17 protein-coding genes and 1 pseudogene are annotated in these 17,104 nt (G+C 70.8%); 7 read left to right on the forward strand and 11 right to left on the reverse strand.

Going from position 1 to position 17,104, the window contains the following annotated elements:
* Positions 1 to 40: 40 nt before the first annotated feature.
* The 3 genes from ACFZDL_RS30230 to ACFZDL_RS30240 form a co-directional block, all read right to left on the reverse strand.
* Entirely contained in the window at positions 41 to 586 is a 546-nt protein-coding gene (locus tag ACFZDL_RS30230) for a DinB family protein (protein WP_353590419.1), read from the reverse strand.
* Between the two features lie 109 nt (positions 587 to 695).
* A complete protein-coding gene (locus ACFZDL_RS30235) occupies positions 696 to 2,153 on the reverse strand; it encodes an aldehyde dehydrogenase family protein (protein ID WP_353590418.1) in 1,458 nt (485 codons plus the stop codon).
* A 93-nt stretch (positions 2,154 to 2,246) separates the two neighbouring features.
* Positions 2,247 to 3,104, reverse strand: coding sequence for a helix-turn-helix transcriptional regulator (locus ACFZDL_RS30240; RefSeq protein WP_353590417.1), 858 nt, complete (start codon positions 3,102 to 3,104; stop codon positions 2,247 to 2,249).
* A gap of 304 nt (positions 3,105 to 3,408) precedes the next feature.
* On the opposite strand from ACFZDL_RS30240, the gene ACFZDL_RS30245 reads away from it, so the two are divergent.
* A complete protein-coding gene (locus ACFZDL_RS30245) occupies positions 3,409 to 3,912 on the forward strand; it encodes an ATP-binding protein (RefSeq protein ID WP_353590416.1) in 504 nt (167 codons plus the stop codon).
* A gap of 61 nt (positions 3,913 to 3,973) precedes the next feature.
* Here the strand turns inward: ACFZDL_RS30245 and ACFZDL_RS30250 are convergent, their stop codons facing one another.
* The 3 genes from ACFZDL_RS30250 to ACFZDL_RS30260 form a co-directional block, all read right to left on the reverse strand.
* Positions 3,974 to 5,125 (reverse strand): site-2 protease family protein, encoded by a 1,152-nt coding sequence (locus ACFZDL_RS30250; protein WP_353590415.1) that lies wholly within the window; start codon positions 5,123 to 5,125, stop codon positions 3,974 to 3,976.
* 91 nt (positions 5,126 to 5,216) lie between these two features.
* The gene (locus tag ACFZDL_RS30255; RefSeq protein ID WP_319691739.1) at positions 5,217 to 5,441 is read right to left on the reverse strand and encodes a DUF397 domain-containing protein; all 225 of its coding nucleotides are present in this window, start codon (positions 5,439 to 5,441) and stop codon (positions 5,217 to 5,219) included.
* A gap of 175 nt (positions 5,442 to 5,616) precedes the next feature.
* On the reverse strand, positions 5,617 to 5,904 hold the full coding sequence (locus ACFZDL_RS30260) for a hypothetical protein (RefSeq protein ID WP_353590414.1): 288 nt from the start codon (positions 5,902 to 5,904) through the stop codon (positions 5,617 to 5,619).
* Positions 5,905 to 6,092: 188 nt separating this feature from the next.
* Between ACFZDL_RS30260 and ACFZDL_RS30265 the strand changes: the two genes are divergently transcribed.
* The 6 genes from ACFZDL_RS30265 to ACFZDL_RS30290 all read left to right on the forward strand — a co-directional run bounded on the left by ACFZDL_RS30265 (position 6,093) and on the right by ACFZDL_RS30290 (position 12,001).
* Complete coding sequence (locus tag ACFZDL_RS30265; protein WP_353590413.1) at positions 6,093 to 7,859, forward strand: bifunctional 3'-5' exonuclease/DNA polymerase; 1,767 nt, start codon at positions 6,093 to 6,095, stop codon at positions 7,857 to 7,859.
* Between the two features lie 238 nt (positions 7,860 to 8,097).
* Positions 8,098 to 9,126 (forward strand): rod shape-determining protein, encoded by a 1,029-nt coding sequence (locus ACFZDL_RS30270; protein ID WP_353590412.1) that lies wholly within the window; start codon positions 8,098 to 8,100, stop codon positions 9,124 to 9,126.
* Between the two features lie 233 nt (positions 9,127 to 9,359).
* Positions 9,360 to 9,953 carry a sigma-70 family RNA polymerase sigma factor gene (locus ACFZDL_RS30275; RefSeq protein ID WP_043491081.1) on the forward strand — a complete coding sequence of 198 codons (594 nt, stop codon included), beginning with the start codon at positions 9,360 to 9,362 and terminating at the stop codon, positions 9,951 to 9,953.
* The gene (locus tag ACFZDL_RS30280; RefSeq protein WP_353590411.1) at positions 9,950 to 10,762 is read left to right on the forward strand and encodes a zf-HC2 domain-containing protein; all 813 of its coding nucleotides are present in this window, start codon (positions 9,950 to 9,952) and stop codon (positions 10,760 to 10,762) included. Before ACFZDL_RS30275 ends, ACFZDL_RS30280 begins: the two co-directional genes overlap by 4 nt.
* A 181-nt stretch (positions 10,763 to 10,943) precedes the next feature.
* The gene (locus ACFZDL_RS30285; RefSeq protein WP_353590410.1) at positions 10,944 to 11,489 is read left to right on the forward strand and encodes an RNA polymerase sigma factor; all 546 of its coding nucleotides are present in this window, start codon (positions 10,944 to 10,946) and stop codon (positions 11,487 to 11,489) included.
* Complete coding sequence (locus ACFZDL_RS30290) at positions 11,486 to 12,001, forward strand: zf-HC2 domain-containing protein (protein WP_353590409.1); 516 nt, start codon at positions 11,486 to 11,488, stop codon at positions 11,999 to 12,001. The genes ACFZDL_RS30285 and ACFZDL_RS30290 overlap by 4 nt, the downstream gene beginning before the upstream one ends.
* Before the next feature lie 67 nt (positions 12,002 to 12,068).
* Here ACFZDL_RS30290 and ACFZDL_RS30295 read toward each other — a convergent pair.
* From ACFZDL_RS30295 to ACFZDL_RS30315, 5 genes and pseudogenes are all read right to left on the reverse strand, one after another.
* Positions 12,069 to 12,479 (reverse strand): annotated as a pseudogene (locus ACFZDL_RS30295) (signal peptidase II); the annotation flags it as partial.
* Positions 12,480 to 12,670: 191 nt separating this feature from the next.
* Positions 12,671 to 13,951: a glycoside hydrolase family 5 protein gene (locus ACFZDL_RS30300; RefSeq protein ID WP_353590408.1), complete on the reverse strand. Its 1,281-nt coding sequence runs from the start codon at positions 13,949 to 13,951 to the stop codon at positions 12,671 to 12,673.
* Between the two features lie 8 nt (positions 13,952 to 13,959).
* Positions 13,960 to 14,307, reverse strand: a complete 348-nt coding sequence (locus tag ACFZDL_RS30305; RefSeq protein ID WP_353590407.1) for a DNA-binding response regulator — start codon at positions 14,305 to 14,307, stop codon at positions 13,960 to 13,962.
* 379 nt (positions 14,308 to 14,686) lie between these two features.
* Positions 14,687 to 15,976: a glycoside hydrolase family 6 protein gene (locus ACFZDL_RS30310; protein ID WP_353590405.1), complete on the reverse strand. Its 1,290-nt coding sequence runs from the start codon at positions 15,974 to 15,976 to the stop codon at positions 14,687 to 14,689.
* A 14-nt stretch (positions 15,977 to 15,990) separates the two neighbouring features.
* A complete protein-coding gene (locus ACFZDL_RS30315) occupies positions 15,991 to 17,046 on the reverse strand; it encodes a S8 family serine peptidase (RefSeq protein ID WP_353590404.1) in 1,056 nt (351 codons plus the stop codon).
* Positions 17,047 to 17,104: the final 58 nt, after the last annotated feature.

Below are 17,104 nucleotides of genomic sequence, written 5' to 3' on the forward strand. Positions count from 1 at the left end.
CCCCGATCGGCTGTCCCCGGACCAGCCACGCCGGCGTCGGCTACCGCCCCGCCGCGATCGCGTCGATGAGCTCGAAGGCCGTCTTGCCGTCGATGGTCTCGCGGATGATGTCGGCGTGACCGGCGTGCCGGGCGAACTCCTGGATCAAGGTGAGCAGCAGGAAGCGCATGGAGCGCACACTGCCCTCGGGGAACCACGGCGCCGGGGGCAGCGGGAAGGTTACGTCCAGGTCGGGCAGCGAGCGGATGAACTTCTCGGTCTCGGCCGCGGCCTCGTCCCAGAAGGCGAGCACCTCCTTGACCGTCGCCCGCCCCTCCTCGGGCTCGAAGCTCATGTGCCAGTTGGAGGGATCGCGCGGGATGGAGTGCGGCACCTGCTTGGCGTCCTCGACCCAGCCCTGCTCGACCTCGGCGACGTGCTTGAGCACGCCGAACAGCGAGAGCTCGCTGGCGGACGGCTTGAGGGCCGCCTGCTCGTCGGTGAGGCCGTGCAGCGTCCGGCGGACGGCGCCGCGCTGGGCGTCGAGGAAGCCCAGGAGGGCTCCGGCCTCGTCACCGTGGGCTTCCTGGTTCACCAGAGTGGGCATGGGTCCGCCTTCCGTCGGTCCTTCGGGAGTTCCGTCTCCCGATGTCTCCGACACTACGGACCCTTGCGGTCAGCTTCTGTCCTCAACGACACGTCGATCACACCGCGGCTCAGAACGGGAACTGGCTGCGGCCGTACTGAACGGAGATCCATTTGGTGGTGGTGAAGTCCTCGACGAAGGAGTCGCCGTTGAGCCGCCCGAGCCCGGAGTTCCCCTCCCCGCCGAAGGGCACGATCGGCTCGTCGTGGACCGTGCTGTCGTTGACGTGGATCATGCCGGTGCGCACCCGCTGGGCGAAGCGCACCCCGCGCTCGATGTCGCCGGTGTGCACGGCGCCGCTGAGCCCGTACTCCGTGGCGTTGGCGAGCCGGAGGGCGTCCTCGTCCCCGTCGAAGGGGATCAGCAGGGCCACCGGGCCAAAGATCTCCTGCCCGAGGATCGCGGCGTCCTCCGCGACCCCGGTGAGCACGGTGGGGGCGACGAGGGTGCCCTCGGTCCGCCCGCGCACCAGCGCGGTGGCGCCCTCGGCGACGGCCTGGTCGACGAGGGCGCTGATGGCCTCGGCCTGGCCCTCGTTGATCAGCGGGCCGATATGTGTCGTCAGATCGCTCGGGTCGCCGACCCTCAGCGACTCGACCTTGGCCACGAACTTCTCGGTGAACTCGCGCTCGATCCGGCGGTCCACGAGCACCCGGTTCGCGGCCATGCAGACCTGGCCCTGGTGGACGAAGCGGCTGAAGACGGCGGCGTTCACCGCGTAGTCCACATCGGCGTCGTCGAGCACGACCAAGGCGCTGTTGCCACCCAGTTCCAGGATGGAGCGCTTGAAGTGGGAGGCGGCGACGGTGGCGACATGGCGGCCGACCTTGTCCGAGCCGGTGAAGGAGATGACCTTCGGCACCGGGTGCTCGATCAGGGCGTCGCCGATCTCGGCGATGTCGGTGACCACCACATTGAGCAGCCCGGCGGGCAGCCCGGCGTCCTCGAAGACCTTGGCGACCAGTCCGCCACCGCAGATCGGAGTGTTCTGGTGCGGCTTGAGCACGACGGCGTTGCCCAGCGCGAGCGCCGGGGCGACCGACTTGACCGACAGCAGGAAGGGGAAGTTGAACGGGCTGATGACCCCGACCACACCGACCGGAAGCCGGTAGAGGCGGTTCTCCTTGCCGTCGACCGGCGAGGGCAGGATGCGCCCCTCGGGCCGCAGCGCCAGCTGGATCGCCTCGCGCAGGAACTCCTTGGCGAGGTGCAGTTCGAACCCGGCCTTCACATGTGTGCCGCCGCACTCCGCGATGATCGCCTCCGTGAGCTCCTTCTCACGGTCCTCGATGATCCGCAGGGCCCGCTCGAAGACCAGGCGCCGGGTGTACGGATTGGTGCCGCCCCACTCCGGCTGCGCCCGCTCGGCGGCGCGGTAGGCCAGGTCGACCTCCTGGACGGTGGCCACGGTGATGGAGGCGAGCTTCTCCCCGTTATAGGGGTTGAAATCGACGATGTCCCAGGAACCGCTGCCGGTCCGCCACTCACCGTCGATGTACTGAAAGGCCAGCTCGGAGAAGTAGGACATGCCATCCCTATCTGGAGGACGGGGTGCCGTTCGACAACACCGCGTACGCGTGGGGGATTGCTGACAGAACGTCATCCTACTGACACGGCAACGTCATTGAAGGAGGCCCCGCAGCAAGTCACGGCTCTTTTCCACGGAGAGGCTGTCCGCGCTCAGCCGCTCCAACACCCGCCGGTACTGCCCCACTTCCTCGGGTTTGTCGAGGTAGAGCGCGCTGGTGAGCTGTTCCAGATAGACGATGTCCGGCAGATCGGACTCGGGAAAGCGCAACAGGGTGAACGCGCCGCTCTCCCCGGCGTGTCCGCCGAAGGAGAAGGGCATCACCTGCAGCGTGACATTGGGCTGCTCGGAGACCGTGATGAGGTGCTGGATCTGGGCCCGCATCACGGCCTGACCGCCGTAGGGCCGGTGCAGCGCCGCCTCGTCGATCACCACATGGAAGGCCGGCCCCCGCTCGGAGACCAGCAGTTTCTGCCGCTCCAGCCGCAGCGCGACCCGTCGGTCCACCTCGGAGTGGCAGGCGTGCGGCTGGCCGCGGGTGACGACGGCGTGGGCGTAGCCCTCGGTCTGCAGCAGGCCGTGGACGAACTGCACCTCGTAGCAGGAGATATGCGAGGCGGCGCCCTCCAGACCGACATACGTCTGGAACCAGTTCGGCAGCACATCGCCGTAACTGTGCCACCAGCCCGCGACATTGGCCTCGCGGGCCAGGCCCAGCAGGGACGCGCGCTCGGTCTCGTCCGTGACCCCGTAGAGCGTGAGCAGGTCCTCGATGTCGCGCGCCTTGAAGCTCACCCGGCCCAACTCCATCCGGCTGATCTTGGATTCGGAGGCCCGGATCGAATAACCCGCCGCTTCCCGCGTGATGCCACGGGACTCGCGCAACCGCCTGAGCTGAGAGCCCAGGAGAATCCGGCGCACCACCGATCCGCTCGACTCACTTGCGCTCATGTCTGCGACCCTCCCTGTACGGAACGCACTCTTCCGAAGGCGACCCCCGCAGCCCTGAGGCCGAAGTCTGCCACTATTCGGGCTCCACCCCGTGCACATGTCGTTACTCAAGTGTGAGACGTACGCAAGAGGACGTAGGGAGAATCTGTGTCGAAGTTGGGTACATAGTCCCAAAAAATCTGCGTGCACGTGCATCTGCCCTTGCATCCGTTGTGCGCATTCGGAACCATAGGTCCTGCGCACGTGCAAGCTCGTACGAGATCTGGCCAGGATTCGTCAGGGCCACGGATGCAGGAGTGCTCGCATGGGGACCGAAGGCTCGACCATGCTGGAGCCCGTGTGGCTGGGGCTCCCCGCGATCGACGCCCCCGGCGTCTCCGGTTCCGCCTCCTGCTCGCTGCCGACCCGCTTCGAAGCGGTCCAAGGAGCCCGGCGGTTCACCGGGACCACGCTCGCGCAGTGGGAACTCCCGGAGATGTTCGACGAGGTCGCCCTGGTCGTCTCCGAACTGGTCACCAACGCCCTGCGCCATGCCGTCCCCGGCGTCCGTCCGGACGGCCGGCCCGGCGCGGAGGCCGAACCGCAGGTGCGTCTGCACCTGATGCGCTGGCGCTCACGTCTGGTGTGCGCGGTGCGGGACCCGAGCGACAAGAGCCCGGTGGCCGGCGAGGCCGACTCCAGCCAGGAGTCGGGCAGAGGGCTCTGCCTCGTGGAGTCCTTCACCGACGACTGGGGCTGGCATCCGCTGGCCGGGACGCTGCGCGGCAAGGTGGTCTGGGCGCTGTTCCTGCTGCCGCGACCACGCTAGCGGCTTCGCCCCCGCCCCAGAGGCGGCCGGACTCACACCCAGACAGGGGCTGGACTCACACTCACAGGGGGCTGGACTTCGGCGGGGCCGCCGTCACACCCAGCGCGTGCAGCTGGAAGAGCCGCGTCACATCATGGGCGGTGACGATCCCCTCCAGATGGCCATGGTCGACGACCAGGATCGGCATACCGCCCCCGGGCCGCAGCCCCCGCTCCATGACCTCGTTCAGCAGATCGCCCGGCACGGCGAGCGTGCACCGGGAGACCGGCGTCGCCACATCGCGCACCCGCTGCATTCCCCGGTTCTCGGACGGCACCGCCGCGAGGCCGCGCAGACTCACCAGCCCGCTCGGACGGCCCTCGAAGTCGAGGACCGGAAGTACCGAGTGCCGGGAGGGCGTCGCCACCTCGTCGATGAAGCGGTCCACGGTCAGCCAGTCGGCCCCGGCGGCCACCGGGTGGGACATGGCCTCGCCCACCCGCACCCCGCGCAGGGTCTCGGTGAGGGTGGCGTGCTGCCGTTCCGCGTTGGCGATGATCACCATGAAGAGACCGATCAGCGCGAACCACAAACCGCCCGTGTTCCCACGGACGAACGCCACCCAGCCGAAGGCGATCATCGCCATGCCGAAGATCTGTCCGCTGCGGCCCGCCGCCCGCTCGGCCCGCTCCCGGTCCCCCGTGCGCCACCACAGCACCGCCTGCACCACCCGCCCCCCGTCCAGGGGAGCGGCGGGCAGCAGATTGAAGACACCCAGCAGCAGATTGGCCCACCCCAGCCAGACCAGCAGCGCCGCGGGTATCCCCCAGCCGATCAGGCCGTGTGCCCCGATCCCCGCCCCGATCGCGGCGCCCCCGATCACCAGGCTGGTGATCGGGCCGCTGATGGCCACCAGCAGCGCCACCCCGGCGGTCCGCGGCCGGCCCATCTGGGTCATGCCGCCCAGCGCCCACAGCGTCACATCCTGGACCGAGACGCCCTTTCTGCGGGCGGTGACCGCGTGTGCGGCCTCGTGCAGCAGCAGGCTCCCCATCAGGAGCAGGGCTCCGATCACGCTGGCGGCGGCGTAGACGGCGCTCGAATGGCCCGGGGTCCAGGCCGGGAGCGTCTCATGGCCCAGGCCATAGGCGAGCAGGGCCACCAGCACCGGGACGCTCCAGTGCATCCGCAGCGGCACCCCGAGGACATGTCCGACGCGCATCGACCCGTTCATAGCCGTCTCACCCCAGCCGTCGTCTCATCCAGCCGGGCATCACACCCACCTACCAGTGTCGCTCACCGCGGCGGGGCCGGAACGGGCCGCGTCAGGCCGGGTCGCGCACCAGGTGGTCGAATTCGCCGTCCTTGATGCCGAGCAGCATCGCCTCGACCTCGGCCGGGGTGTAAATGAGGGCCGGGCCGTCCGGGTAGCGGGAGTTCCGTACGGCGACGTGGCCGCCCGGCAGCTTGGCGAACTCCACACATGAGCCCTGGGAATTGCTGTGGCTGCTCTTCTGCCAGGCGGCCTCTTGAAGGTCCGCGGCCGCCATGCCGTTGTACGGGTGGTCGCGCACAGGGCTCTCCACTGGTTAGTGCAGCTGTCAACTGACCCGGATCATAACGTTGTTGAGCTGCAAATGCATGAGCATCAGAACGGGCAAATGCATTCGCAGATGCACCAGCAGATGCACGTGCACCATGCGTATCCGGACGATCACCCGATGATCACCGGGAAGCGTAGGGCAACGGCGGTCCGCGCGGTCGGCATACACGGTCGATAGAGGTGACGCAGACCATGCCCGACAGGTTCTCCCACACCCGGAAATTCTTCCGGATTTCATCATTCCGGGCATGATGCCCAAAACCGCCGCGCGCGAGGCAACCTTCGGGCAGCAAAAACAGCAGGCCAGGGGTGGTCGGCCCCTCGTTGACCCCGGAGCCCACCTTCTCCCAGCTGTAGGTGGGGGTCGCGATGCGGACGGCGCCGCCCGTCGGGGTCCACGGGTTGCTCATCCGGACCGCGTACAGGTTCTGCGTACCGCCCTCTTTCCAGGACGTGGACGTGCTGGTGGTCGATGTTCGCGGAGACGCCCGCGCTGTAGGTCAGATACCAGCGCAGGCCGTTGGGGCCGTTGAGGCGGTGCAGTTCGGGCGCCCAGAAGTTGCCGGTTCTGTCAGACCCTCCTGTCACACTCACCGACATGAGATGGGCGCTGGCGGAGACAGGGGACGGGGGCGCCCGTCTGTGCCCGCTCGACCCCGCGGGGCGGGCCGCAGGTCCGATCGTCGAGGTCACGGCCGCGGCCGGCGGTGCCGCCTGGGCCGTGCGGTCCCGGCCGGACGTCGAGCGCTGGGTGTGGCGGTCGACCTCCGAGCTCTACCCGCGGCTGCTCGCCGCGGGCGTCCGCGTCGAGCGGTGCTACGACCTGGAGGCCGCCGAGGCCCTGCTGCTGGGCCACGAAGGGCGGTGCGGCGAGCCGCGCTCGCTGGCCGCGGCGTGGGCGCGGCTGCGCGGCCTGCCGGTCCCCGAGGACCCTCCGGTGCGGGCGGCCGAGACGCAGCCGTCGCTCTTCGAGCCCGGCCCGGTGCCGCTGCCGCCCGGCACCGACCCCCTCGACGCGCTGCTGGCGGTCTACGCCGGACAGCTGGCCCGTACGGAGGCGGCCGAGCACCCCGGCCGGATGCGGCTGCTGACGGCGGCCGAGTCGGCCGGGACGCTGGTGGCCGCCGAGCTGCGCCGGGCCGGGGTGCCCTGGCGCGCGGACCGCCACCGCGAGCTGCTGGACGAGCTGCTCGGCGAGCGTTACCCGGGCGGTCTGGAGCCACAGCGGCTGGTCGAGCTGGCCGACGAGGTCTCCCGCGCCTTCGGGGGCGTACGGGTGCGGCCCGATCTGCCGGCCGAGGTCGTCAAGGCGTTCGCGCGCGAGGGCATCTCGCTCGGCTCCACCCGCGCCTGGGAGCTGAGGGGCGTCGACCACCCCGCCGTGGAGCCGCTGCTGCGCTACAAGAAGCTCTACCGTCTGCACACGGCGCACGGCTGGGCGTGGCTGCAGTCGTGGGTTCGGGACGGCCGCTTCCGCCCCGAGTATGTGCCCGGCGGTACGGTCTCCGGCCGCTGGACCACCAACGGCGGCGGGGCGCTGCAGATCCCCAAGGTGGTGCGGCGGGCGGTGGTCGCCGACGAGGGGTGGCGGCTGGTGGTCGCCGACGCCGACCAGATAGAGCCGCGGGTGCTGGCGGCCGTCTCCCGCGACCCGGGCCTGATGGAGATCGCCGGCAGCGGGCGGGATCTGTACGCGACGCTGTCCGACCGCGCCTTCTCCGGCCGGCGCGACCAGGCCAAGCTCGCGCTCCTCGGCGCGATCTACGGCCAGACCTCGGGCGACGGCCTCAAGCACCTCGCGGCCCTGCGGCGCCGCTTCCCGGCGGCCGTGGCGTACGTGGACGAGGCGGCCCGGGCGGGTGAGGAGGGGCGGCTGGTGCGCACCTGGCTGGGCCGCACCTGCCCGCCCGCGTCCGCCGGCGGGGACCCGGCCGACGAGGCGGGCCTGCCGCGCGACCAGGAGGAGGAGCCGACGTACGGCAGCACGGCCGGGGCCCGCGCCCGCGGGCGGTTCACCCGTAACTTCGTCGTCCAGGGCAGCGCCGCCGACTGGGCGGTGCTGATGCTCGCCGCGCTGCGGCAGTCGCTCGCCGGGGCGGGGCTCCGCGCGGAGCTGGTCTTCTTCCAGCACGACGAGGTCATCGTGCACTGCCCGGCCGAGGAGGTCCCGCAGGTGCGGGAGGCGATCGCGGCGGCGGGTGAGAGGGCGGGCCGGGTCGCCTTCGGCGAGACGCCCGTGCGGTTCTCGCTCACCACGGCAGCCGTGGAGTGCTACGCGGACGCCAAGGACTACCCGGACGCCGGCGAGTACGGCGAACAAGCCCAACGAGCCCAGCAAGCCCAACGAGCCCAGCAAGCTGAATAAGCCGAACACGCCGACCGGCCAAGCCCGACAAGCCTGCCGAGCCGACCGAGCCGAATCGCCGGACCGCCGAATCGCCGCACCCGCCGCATCGGCAGAGCCGAGGGCCGCTCCTCGCCCGACCGGCGCAGCACCGCAGGCGCGGCGGGCGGTCCGGCCCACACGATGATCACAGGGCCGCCGGGACGACGGCCCCACCTCGCCGCCCCCACAGGAGACCTGACCACGCAGGAGACCTGACATGACCATCAGCCTCGACCGGTTGCGCCGCTGCTCCATCGCCGTCGACCTCGGCGCCGCCAGAACCCGGGTCTATCTCAGGCGCACCGGCCTCGTCGTCGACGAGCCGAGTGTCGCCGCCGTGAACACCCGCACCGGGGGGCTGATCGCGGTGGGGGCACTCGCCGAGCGCATGATCGGCCGTACCCCCGCCCATATCCGGGTCGTCCGGCCCGTGTCCGGCGGCAGGGTCGTCGACATCGCCATGGCCCAGCGCATGTTGCGGTACCTCGTCGGCAACAAGGTGCGCCGGGCCTGGCGGCGCAAGCCGCTGCTGAGCGCCGCCGTCTGCGTCCCGCACGACGCCGACCCGCTGGCGGAGCGCGCCGCCGTCGAGACGCTGACCGGGCTCGGCGCCCGGCGGGTGGAGCTGGTCGACACCCTGATCGCCGCCGCCGTGGGCTGCGGCCTGCCGGTCGAGCGGCCCGAGGCGACGATGATCGTGGTGTGCGGGGCGGCCACCACCCAGGTCGCGGTGTTGTCGCTGGGCTCGATCGTCGCCGCCGAGCAGGTGGCGGTCGGCGGGGAGACGATCGACCACGCCCTCGTCCAACATGTGCGCAACGAGCACGCGTTGGTGCTGCCGAGCCAGGCCGTCCGCCCGCTGCACCTGGCCCTGAGCGGCGCCGGCCCGGCCGTGGACGACACCGAGGTGCACGGCCGGGACGTGGCCACCGGGCTCGCCCGCTCGGTGCAGCTCGACATCGAGGGCATCCGGGCCGTGGTGCAGACCCCGCTGACCGGGGTGCTCGACGCGGTCGGCGCGGTGCTCCGCCGCTGCCCGCCCGATCTGGTCGCCGACCTCGCGGAGCGCGGCATCATGCTGGCGGGCGGAAGCGCGGGGCTCCCCGGATTCGACGATCTCCTGCGGGGGGCGACCGGTATGCCGCTGCACATCGCCGAACACCCCGACACCTGCGCGGTCGAGGGGCTGGGCGCGATGATCGAGGGCTCGGTCCAGCCCGTCGTCCTGGACCCCCTGGCCTCCTGACGGCCGGTGCGACAACGCCTGACGCCCGGTGCGGCAGCGCCTGCCGGTTGCTGCGGCGCCTGACGCCCGGTGCGGCAGCGCCCGCCGGTTGGTGCGGAACGGCGCCGTCCGCGATCACTTCAAGAAACTTCGCCCCGAGTTGAGCGACGCTCACGCCCCGTCCGTAGTGATGGAGGAAGAGGCCGTCCGGGCCACACAACCCCCGGCCAACACACCGGGAGTGTCTGCTGATGATGTCCAACTCGGGTTCCGTCCTGGAGGTTCTGGTGCGCGACGACGCCGCCGTGACCGATGCACATCGGTCGAGATCCCAGCGCGGTACGCCGGACGAGGAGCTCATGCGCGCGCTCTACCAGGAGCACGCCGGGCCGCTGCTCGCCTTCGTACTGCGCCTGGTGGCAGGCGACCGGCACCGGGCCGAGGACGTGGTCCAGGAGACCCTTGTCCGCGCCTGGCGCAACGCCGACCAGCTCAGCAGGGCCACCGGCTCGATCCGGCCCTGGCTGGTCACCGTGGCCCGGCGGATCGTCATCGACGGCCACCGCAGCCGCCAGGCCCGCCCGCAGGAAGTCGACCCCTCCCCGCTGGAGCTCATGCCCGCCGAGGACGAGATCGACCGCGCCCTGCGGCTGATGACCCTCTCGGACGCCATGCACGACCTCAGCGACGCGCACCGCGAGGTGCTCGTCGAGACGTACTTCAAGGGCCGCACGGTCAACGAGGCGGCCCAGACGCTCGGCATACCCAGCGGGACCGTGCGGTCCCGGGTCTTCTACGCGCTGCGCTCCATGAAGCTCGCGCTTGAGGAAAGAGGAGTGACGGCATGACCGCGCAGGCGCACCACGCCGGGCACGACGCCGTCGGCGCGTACGTACTCGGCGTCCTCGACGACGCGGACGCCACGTATTTCGAGCAGCACCTCGCCGGTTGTGAACAGTGCGGACGCCGCCTCGACGAGCTGGCGGGACTGGAACCCATGCTGGCGGAGCTGGCATCCGACGTCCCCGGTATCCACGGTGCCCCCGGCCGGCCCGGGCTCACGGGCGTCCCGCACTCCTTCACCGCCACCCCCAACGGCATCGACACGCTCACCGCGAGCCCGGGCCCCGGGCTGCTGGACCGCATGATCGGCGAGGTCGCCGTGGTGCGGCGGCGCCGGCGGCGCCGGCACCTCTCCCTGGTGGCCGCGGCCGCCGTCCTGATCATCGGCGGACCGCTCGGCGCGGTGGCCCTCACCTCCGACGACGGCTCGAGCACGACCGTCACCGCCGGGACCACCGCGAGCGAGATCTTCGAGAAGTCGCCCACCAAGGTCGAGGCCACCGACCCGGACACCAAGGTGAGCGCCGCGATCGCCCTGGAAGACAAGAAGTGGGGCACCGACGCCATGCTGCGGCTGAAGAACGTCAAGGGCCCTCTCGCGTGCAGCCTGATCGCGGTCCCCAAGAGCGGCGAGAAGCAGGTCATGACGACCTGGTCGGTGCCTCCTCAGGGGTACGGCATCGCGGACAGCCCCGACAAGAGCGCCCAGGCGCCCCTGTTCACCCAGGGCGGCGCGGCCTACAAACTGGCCGACATCGACCACTTCGAGATCCGCACGCTCGACGGGAAACTCCTGGTCTCCGTGAAGGTCTGAGCGCGAGCAGCGACATCCTGAGCACGAGAAGCCTCCTCCCCCACCCCCACGGCCGCCCCCACGGCCGCCCCCACCATCACTCGAACCGCCGATCATGGCGTGCGCCGATGTGAGCCCGGTGTTACACAGAGTGTGACAGTGGTCACCGCGTCCCGGGGGGTCAGGATCCGAGGAGGCACCCGTGGCTGACCCGGACGCCCGTCAACAGCGCATGTTCGCCCAGTACGTGCTGCCCGAGGTGGAGGTGCTGCTGCGGGTGGCGATGTCGCTGACCGCGCAGCCCGCCGACGCCGAGGACCTGGTGCAGGACACCCTGCTCCGGGCCTACCGGGCGGTCGGCCGGTTCGACGGCCGCCATCCGCGCGCCTGGCTGCTGACGATCATGCGGCACGCGGAGGTGAGCCGGCGCCGTCAGCGCAGACCGCATCTGCTCGACGACCCGGACACCGAACTCGACCGGCTCGCGACTGCCCAGGGCGCGACACCGGAGGAGCTGGTGGTCGACACGGCCTTCGACGAGGCCGTGGACGCCGCGTTCACCGCGCTGTCGCCGCGCGACCAGCAGGTGGTGCGGCTGGTGCATGTGGACGGGCTGTCGTACGCGGAGGCCGCGCGGGTGCTGGGTGTGCCCAAGGGGACGGTGATGAGCAGGCTGCACCGGGCGCGCAAGCGGATTCGGGACCGACTGGTGGCCGCGGGACCTCAAGGACAGCGAGGTGGGGCATGAGCAGGTGGTGGATGTGGTGGCGGAGCGCCGAGCGCCGGCAGGCCAGGGAGTGCCTCACGGACGGCGCGGAGCTCCAGTCGTATCTGGACGGTGAGCTGGACGCGCCGGCCGCGCGCCGGGTCCGGGCCCATGTGGCACGGTGCCACCGCTGCGCCGGGGAGCTGGCCGCGTATCAGCGGATCACCAGCGCGCTGGCCTCCCGCGGGGCCCGCGAGGGCCCGGACGAAGCGGCGCTCGGACGGCTGCGTGACCTGGCGGGCTCCCTCGCGGACCCGGCCCGGAGCCGGGTCGAGGAGCGGCCCCAGGACCTGGCCCCGGGTCGGCCGCAGCATCCGGCCGCGGACCGGGGTCAGGGCCCGGACCAGCACCAGAACCGGCTCCAGGAGGGGGTCCAGGGGCAGGGGACGGCGCGGGCTCAGGACGGGGGCCCGGACCTGGCGGCTGAAGAGGAGCCGCTGCCGCCCGGAGAGCCGGACGCCAGCGAGAGCGCGGTCCCCAAAGCGGGGGCGTGAGGTCGCGCAGCAGGGCGACGACGATCAGGCAGGCGCCGGCCGCCAGGGCGGCGTCGGCGAGATTGAACACCGGACCGCGGGCCGTCACCATGATCCAGTCGATGACCGCGCCCCGCAGCGGCCCGGGGTGCCGTACGGCCCGGTCGGCGCCGTTGCCGAGCGCGCCCCCGGCGATCAACCCGAGGGCCAGCGCCCGGGCCCGGCTGCGGACCCGCATCCCCGCGCCCACGGCGGCCAGCGTCGCGACCGCTCCGGCGAGGGTGATCAGAGCGATCAGCAGGGGCCGGCCCCGCCCCAGCCCGAAGGCCACCCCGGTGTTGCGCACCAGCAGGGTGTGCACCGGCCCGAACTCGCCCCGCGGCCCCACGGTGCCGCCGAGGGCCGCCACCGCCCAGGCCTTGCTCACCTGGTCGGCCGCCACCACCGCGAATGCGGCCAGCGGGAAGAGTACGCGGCCGGTGCGCTGCTGGGGCTTCATCGTCGGCCTCCTCGCGGCCGGCCTCCTCGCGCCTTCGGACCGGCGCGGAAAGCGGGCCCGGACAGGAAACCCGGCGAGGTGACGGATCGCTTCCACTTTTGCCGTACGCGGGTACGACGGAGGGCCCGCAGGCGGGATGCCTGCGGGCCCTCGCTGTCCACCGCCGGGGTGCGGCGGCCGTACCGAAGGGGTTACTCCGACGTCTTCCCCTTGGCCGACAGAAGCGGCGCCTGGTACTTGGACAGCATCTTCATCTTGTTCTTGTCGACCGTCTTCCAGTCGTTGTTGAGGACACCACCGGTGTCACCCGAGTTCGGGTTCAGGGACCAGTAGGTGTAGCTGATCTGGTTCTTCTTGAGGTAGTCCATCAGCGCGTTCTGCCACACGGCCTCGGAGCTCTTGCCCGCGGTCTTGCGGCCACCGAACTCACCGAGCAGCACCGGAGCGATGTTCTGCTTCTTGATGTAGGCCCAGTGCTTCTGCCAGATCGCCGGCATGTTCTTCGGGAAGTCCTTGGCCATGAACCAGTTCTGGTTGTAGACACCCGGGCCGTAGTCGTGCGCCGAGTAGACGACCTTGTTGGCTTCCTTCAGCTTGACCGGGTACTTCTTCACACCCTGGAGGTCGCCGCCCCACCAGAACTGCTCGTTCTTGTGACGGTCGGTGCCCTCGACGAAGATCAGCCAGTTCTTGTTGACGGAGTGGATCGCGTTACCGGCCTTCTCGGCCGCCAGGCGCCAGTCGGTCTTCGGGTTGCCGTCGCCCCACGTGGCCTGGCCACGCGGCTCATTGTGCAGGTCGGCGCCGATCACCCGGGGGTTGTCCTTGTAGCGCTTGGCCAGCTGGGTCCAGTCGTCCAGCCACTGCTTCTCGGTGAGGTTCTGGCTGTACCACAGCTCGCTCTGGCCGTACTGGTCAGGACGGTGCTGGTCCAGGATCACCATCATGCCGCGGTCGGTGGCACCCTTGACGATCTTGTCCATGATCTGCTGGCCGGTGAGGCCCTTGAGGTCCGGGTTCTGCTTGAAGTCGATCCCGTTCGGCTTGCTCTTGGCCGCGAAGATCTCGTTGGAGTACGGCAGCCGGATCGTGTTGAAGCCGTTGTGCGCGATCTGGTCGAGCATGCTCTTCCAGTTACGGGTCCACAGACCGTGCGGCGCGAAGCTGCCGGTCTCGGCACCGAACCAGTTGATACCGGTCAGCACGACCTTGTGGCCCTTGGAGTCCACGATGTCGCCACCGCGGGTGGACAGCGGACCGTCGACGGCAGCGCCGCCCTTGGCCTTCGCGGACGAGGCGGAAGTGCCCGCAGCGGAGGAGGCGGGGTCGGAATTCAGAGCGAACGCGGTCACGGTGCCACCGATGGCAGCAGCCACGACAACTCCGGCCGCGATACCGACACGCAGCCGGTAGGAACGCTGTCCACGCTTCGACTCGGTGGTCTCGGAAACGGTCGGAACGTTGTTGTCCATGGGGGAATTCATTCGGTGAGACTCCTGAGGAATTGGGGTATGGCTGTTTTCAGGACGCTGGGGGTATTCGTCGGAGGGACCAGACATTCCACTCGCGGGTCGGAGACTGCGGTCAGCCGGACAAGCCGCGCACGCGGAAGGAGATCTGCGACCAGGAGGTCGAGACGGAGCCGTCTCCAGCTCGTCTTGTCCACGTCGATCAGCACCACATCCGGCTGCTTTCGCTCGGCCAGCGAAATTGCTTCACGGACCGATCTGGCAGCGCCGGCAAGTTCCAGTCCGGGTGTTTCGTCGACCAGGTCGGCGATAGCACTCGAAACCAGATGGTGGTGCTCCACGACGAGAACTCTTTTCATCGGTGGAGCTCCTTCGGGCGGCTTTCCCTTTCGCTCAACGACATTAGGGAATCCGCCGGGCCCGAATCACCGTACGCACGACTGAAATCTCGCTACCTCAATTGCGGGAATTGCGGGCACGCCAAACGGCCGAATTCCGCCTACCTCGATTGAGGTAGGCGGAATTCGGCCGCTTTGATGGCTTTATGTCCGGTTTTGAGGGTCGGCTTCGCTCCGCTGGGCGCTGGATCAGTGACGCAGAGTAGCGGTGCAGGGCAGCAGAAGGCCCGGACAGCGGACCAAGAGGTCAGAGAGTCAGGAGGTCAGGGGCATGGGGACAGGGGGACAAGGGGCAGAGGGCCAGGGAGTCAGGAGGTCAGCGGGTCAGCGGGTCAGCGGGTCAGCGGGTCAGCCGGAAGGCATAGCCCGGGACGAAGAGCCCGGCGGTCGCCGCACAGCCGTCGGCCTGCCCCGGCTGCTTGACCCACAGATACGCGTCGATCCCGGGGATCCCGGTACGGGCGGTGGGCGGCGTGCCCAGCTTGCGCCCCGGCGGATCGCAGAACCGGTGGTCGTGGGTGGGCCCGGCGCCGTTGCGGCTGGTGTCGATCACGGCGCCCAGCCTGGGCAGGCGCAGCTCCCTGAGGACGGACAGCCCGTAGCGCACCTCGTCGCGCGTGGCGTTGAAGTTGGAGATGTTGAGGGCGATGCCGTTCCCGTACCGGCCGATCCCCGCGCGCTCCAGCCGCTCGGCCATGACCGGCGCGGGGATCCACCCCGAGTTCCCGGCGTCGTAGTAGATACGGGCGTGCGCGGCCTGCCGCCGCAGCGTCCGCCCCGCCTGGGACAGCGCCGAGAACCGCTCGGCCTGCTGCCGCCGCTTGAGACAGGTCAGATGCGCCAGGGCGTCGGGTTCCAGGATGACGACGGCGCGCGAGGTGCCGATCCCCTTGGCGAAGCCACCGATCCAGTGCCGGTAGCCGGACAGGTCGGCCATGCCCCCGGAGCTGTGCTTTCCGCAGTCGCGCTGCGGGATGGCGTACGCGACCAGCACCGGCAGCCGCCCGCGGGCCCGGGCGTTCCGGACCACCTGGCGCACCTGGGCCTCGACCCGGCCCTGGTCGGTGTCCGTGAACCAGGCGGCCTGTGGCTCATCGGCGATGCGTTCGCGGATGACCGCCGCCCGGCGGTCGTGGGGGTTGTCGCGCACCCACTGCGCCGCGGGGTTGTCGGGGTCCGTGTAGAACCGCGTCGCGGCCGGGAAGTACGGCTTGGGCAGGGGGAAGGCGGACTCGTCGCCGGCCCAGCCCATCGGTGGATGGAGCGTCGTCGCGGCCGTCGCGACCTCGGCCATCAGGGCCAGGGCCAGCAGTTGGACGATGCCTCTGCCGGTCCGCAGCGGGGACCGGTGCCCCGGGCGCCGCTTCCGCCGCTCTTGCCGCCGCCACGCCCGGCGTGGCCATCTGCGGTCGGCACGGTCCGGCCGCTCCTGCCGTGTCAGCCGTCTCGGCACCGCCCCGAGCCCCAGCCATCTCGGCAGACCTATCAGCCCCAGCAGCAGCACCTGAAGCCGCACCCGCTGCCAGAACCCCAGCCGCCCGCGTATCCCCGCCGTTCCGGGGGTCTCCGCCGTTCCGGGGGTCTCCGCCGTCCCAGGGGTCCCCGCCGTTCCGGGGGTCCTCTCGCTCACGCCGGGTCCGCCGTTCAGCTGTGGGAGTTGTTCGGGGGCTTACGGCGGCTGATCAGGAAGACCGCGATGACGGCCAGCACCACCAGGGCCCCCGCCACCGCTCCTATCGCCACCAGCGCCGATCCCTCATCGGACCGGGCCGCGGAGTGCTTGTGGTCCGGCTCGGCGGTCGCCCGCCCGGAGCCGGGCGGGCTCGTGGAGGCGGGCGGCGCGGCACGGTCCGCCAGCGCCTTGGCCGGGGCGATCAGCCCGAAGCCATAGCGCGGATCACGCCCCGAGGACCCCTTGCGGTCGGCCGTGTCGATCAGCTTCTGCACGACCTGGCCGGCGGTCCAGCGCGGGTGCTCCGAGCGCAGCAGCGCGGCGCCGGCCGCGACCCACGGCGCGGCGTAGGCGGTGCCCGCGCCGGTCCAGTAGTCGCTGTTCGGGGCGGTGGTCAGGATGGAGACGCCGGGCGCTGCGAGGGTCACGGCCCCGCCGTGGTGCGAGTCGGTCCACACCGCGCCCTTCTCGTCGGTCGCCACGACGGAGACCACCCCGCGGTAGGCGGCGGGGTAGGTGGGGCGGTTGCCGTCCTTGCCGTTGTCGCCGGCGCCCGCGACCACCACGGTGTCCTCGCTGAGCGCGTAGGTCACGGCCGACCGCAGCGCCGCGCTCGGCTTCTTGAAGGACACCGCCACATCGATGACCTTCGCGCCGCGGCTCACCGCGTGGCGGATGGCCCTGGCGGTGGCGTCGACCATCGGCTTTCGGTCCTCGTACACCCCGAGCGGCAGCACCCGGGCCTGGGGAGCCAGCCCCAGCAGCCCGTTGCCCCGGTAGTTGCGGCCCGTGCCCACGATGATCCCGGCCGCGTGGGTGGCCTGCTCCATCGCGACCCCCTGGTCGCGGGTGCCGGTGCCGCTGGGGCCGTCCCCGAAGTCCTTGCCGGCCAGGACCCGCCCGCGCAGATCCGGATGGGATGCGTCGACGCCGGTGCCGATGACCGCGACGGTCACCCCGGCGCCCTTACTGATTTTCCATGCCTTCTTGGCCTGCAGCGCGGTCAGCGCCCATTCGGAATCATGCATCGCTCCGGAATCGGAATGCTGAGAAACACCGATCGCCGCCGAGGGCGCGAGCGAGAAC

This window comes from Streptomyces sp. NPDC007917 (genome assembly GCF_042959105.1).
Lineage (GTDB): Bacteria > Actinomycetota > Actinomycetes > Streptomycetales > Streptomycetaceae > Streptomyces.

Coding starts and splice junctions, on each gene's coding strand:
- ACFZDL_RS30230 (WP_353590419.1), bottom strand. CDS start 586: ATGCCCACTCTGGTGAACCAGGAAGCCCACGGTGACGAGGCCGGAGCC.
- ACFZDL_RS30235 (WP_353590418.1), bottom strand. CDS start 2,153: ATGTCCTACTTCTCCGAGCTGGCCTTTCAGTACATCGACGGTGAGTGG.
- ACFZDL_RS30240 (WP_353590417.1), bottom strand. CDS start 3,104: ATGAGCGCAAGTGAGTCGAGCGGATCGGTGGTGCGCCGGATTCTCCTG.
- ACFZDL_RS30245 (WP_353590416.1), top strand. CDS start 3,409: ATGGGGACCGAAGGCTCGACCATGCTGGAGCCCGTGTGGCTGGGGCTC.
- ACFZDL_RS30250 (WP_353590415.1), bottom strand. CDS start 5,125: ATGAACGGGTCGATGCGCGTCGGACATGTCCTCGGGGTGCCGCTGCGG.
- ACFZDL_RS30255 (WP_319691739.1), bottom strand. CDS start 5,441: ATGGCGGCCGCGGACCTTCAAGAGGCCGCCTGGCAGAAGAGCAGCCAC.
- ACFZDL_RS30260 (WP_353590414.1), bottom strand. CDS start 5,904: ATGAGCAACCCGTGGACCCCGACGGGCGGCGCCGTCCGCATCGCGACC.
- ACFZDL_RS30265 (WP_353590413.1), top strand. CDS start 6,093: ATGAGATGGGCGCTGGCGGAGACAGGGGACGGGGGCGCCCGTCTGTGC.
- ACFZDL_RS30270 (WP_353590412.1), top strand. CDS start 8,098: ATGACCATCAGCCTCGACCGGTTGCGCCGCTGCTCCATCGCCGTCGAC.
- ACFZDL_RS30275 (WP_043491081.1), top strand. CDS start 9,360: ATGTCCAACTCGGGTTCCGTCCTGGAGGTTCTGGTGCGCGACGACGCC.
- ACFZDL_RS30280 (WP_353590411.1), top strand. CDS start 9,950: ATGACCGCGCAGGCGCACCACGCCGGGCACGACGCCGTCGGCGCGTAC.
- ACFZDL_RS30290 (WP_353590409.1), top strand. CDS start 11,486: ATGAGCAGGTGGTGGATGTGGTGGCGGAGCGCCGAGCGCCGGCAGGCC.
- ACFZDL_RS30300 (WP_353590408.1), bottom strand. CDS start 13,951: ATGGACAACAACGTTCCGACCGTTTCCGAGACCACCGAGTCGAAGCGT.
- ACFZDL_RS30305 (WP_353590407.1), bottom strand. CDS start 14,307: ATGAAAAGAGTTCTCGTCGTGGAGCACCACCATCTGGTTTCGAGTGCT.
- ACFZDL_RS30315 (WP_353590404.1), bottom strand. CDS start 17,046: ATGCATGATTCCGAATGGGCGCTGACCGCGCTGCAGGCCAAGAAGGCA.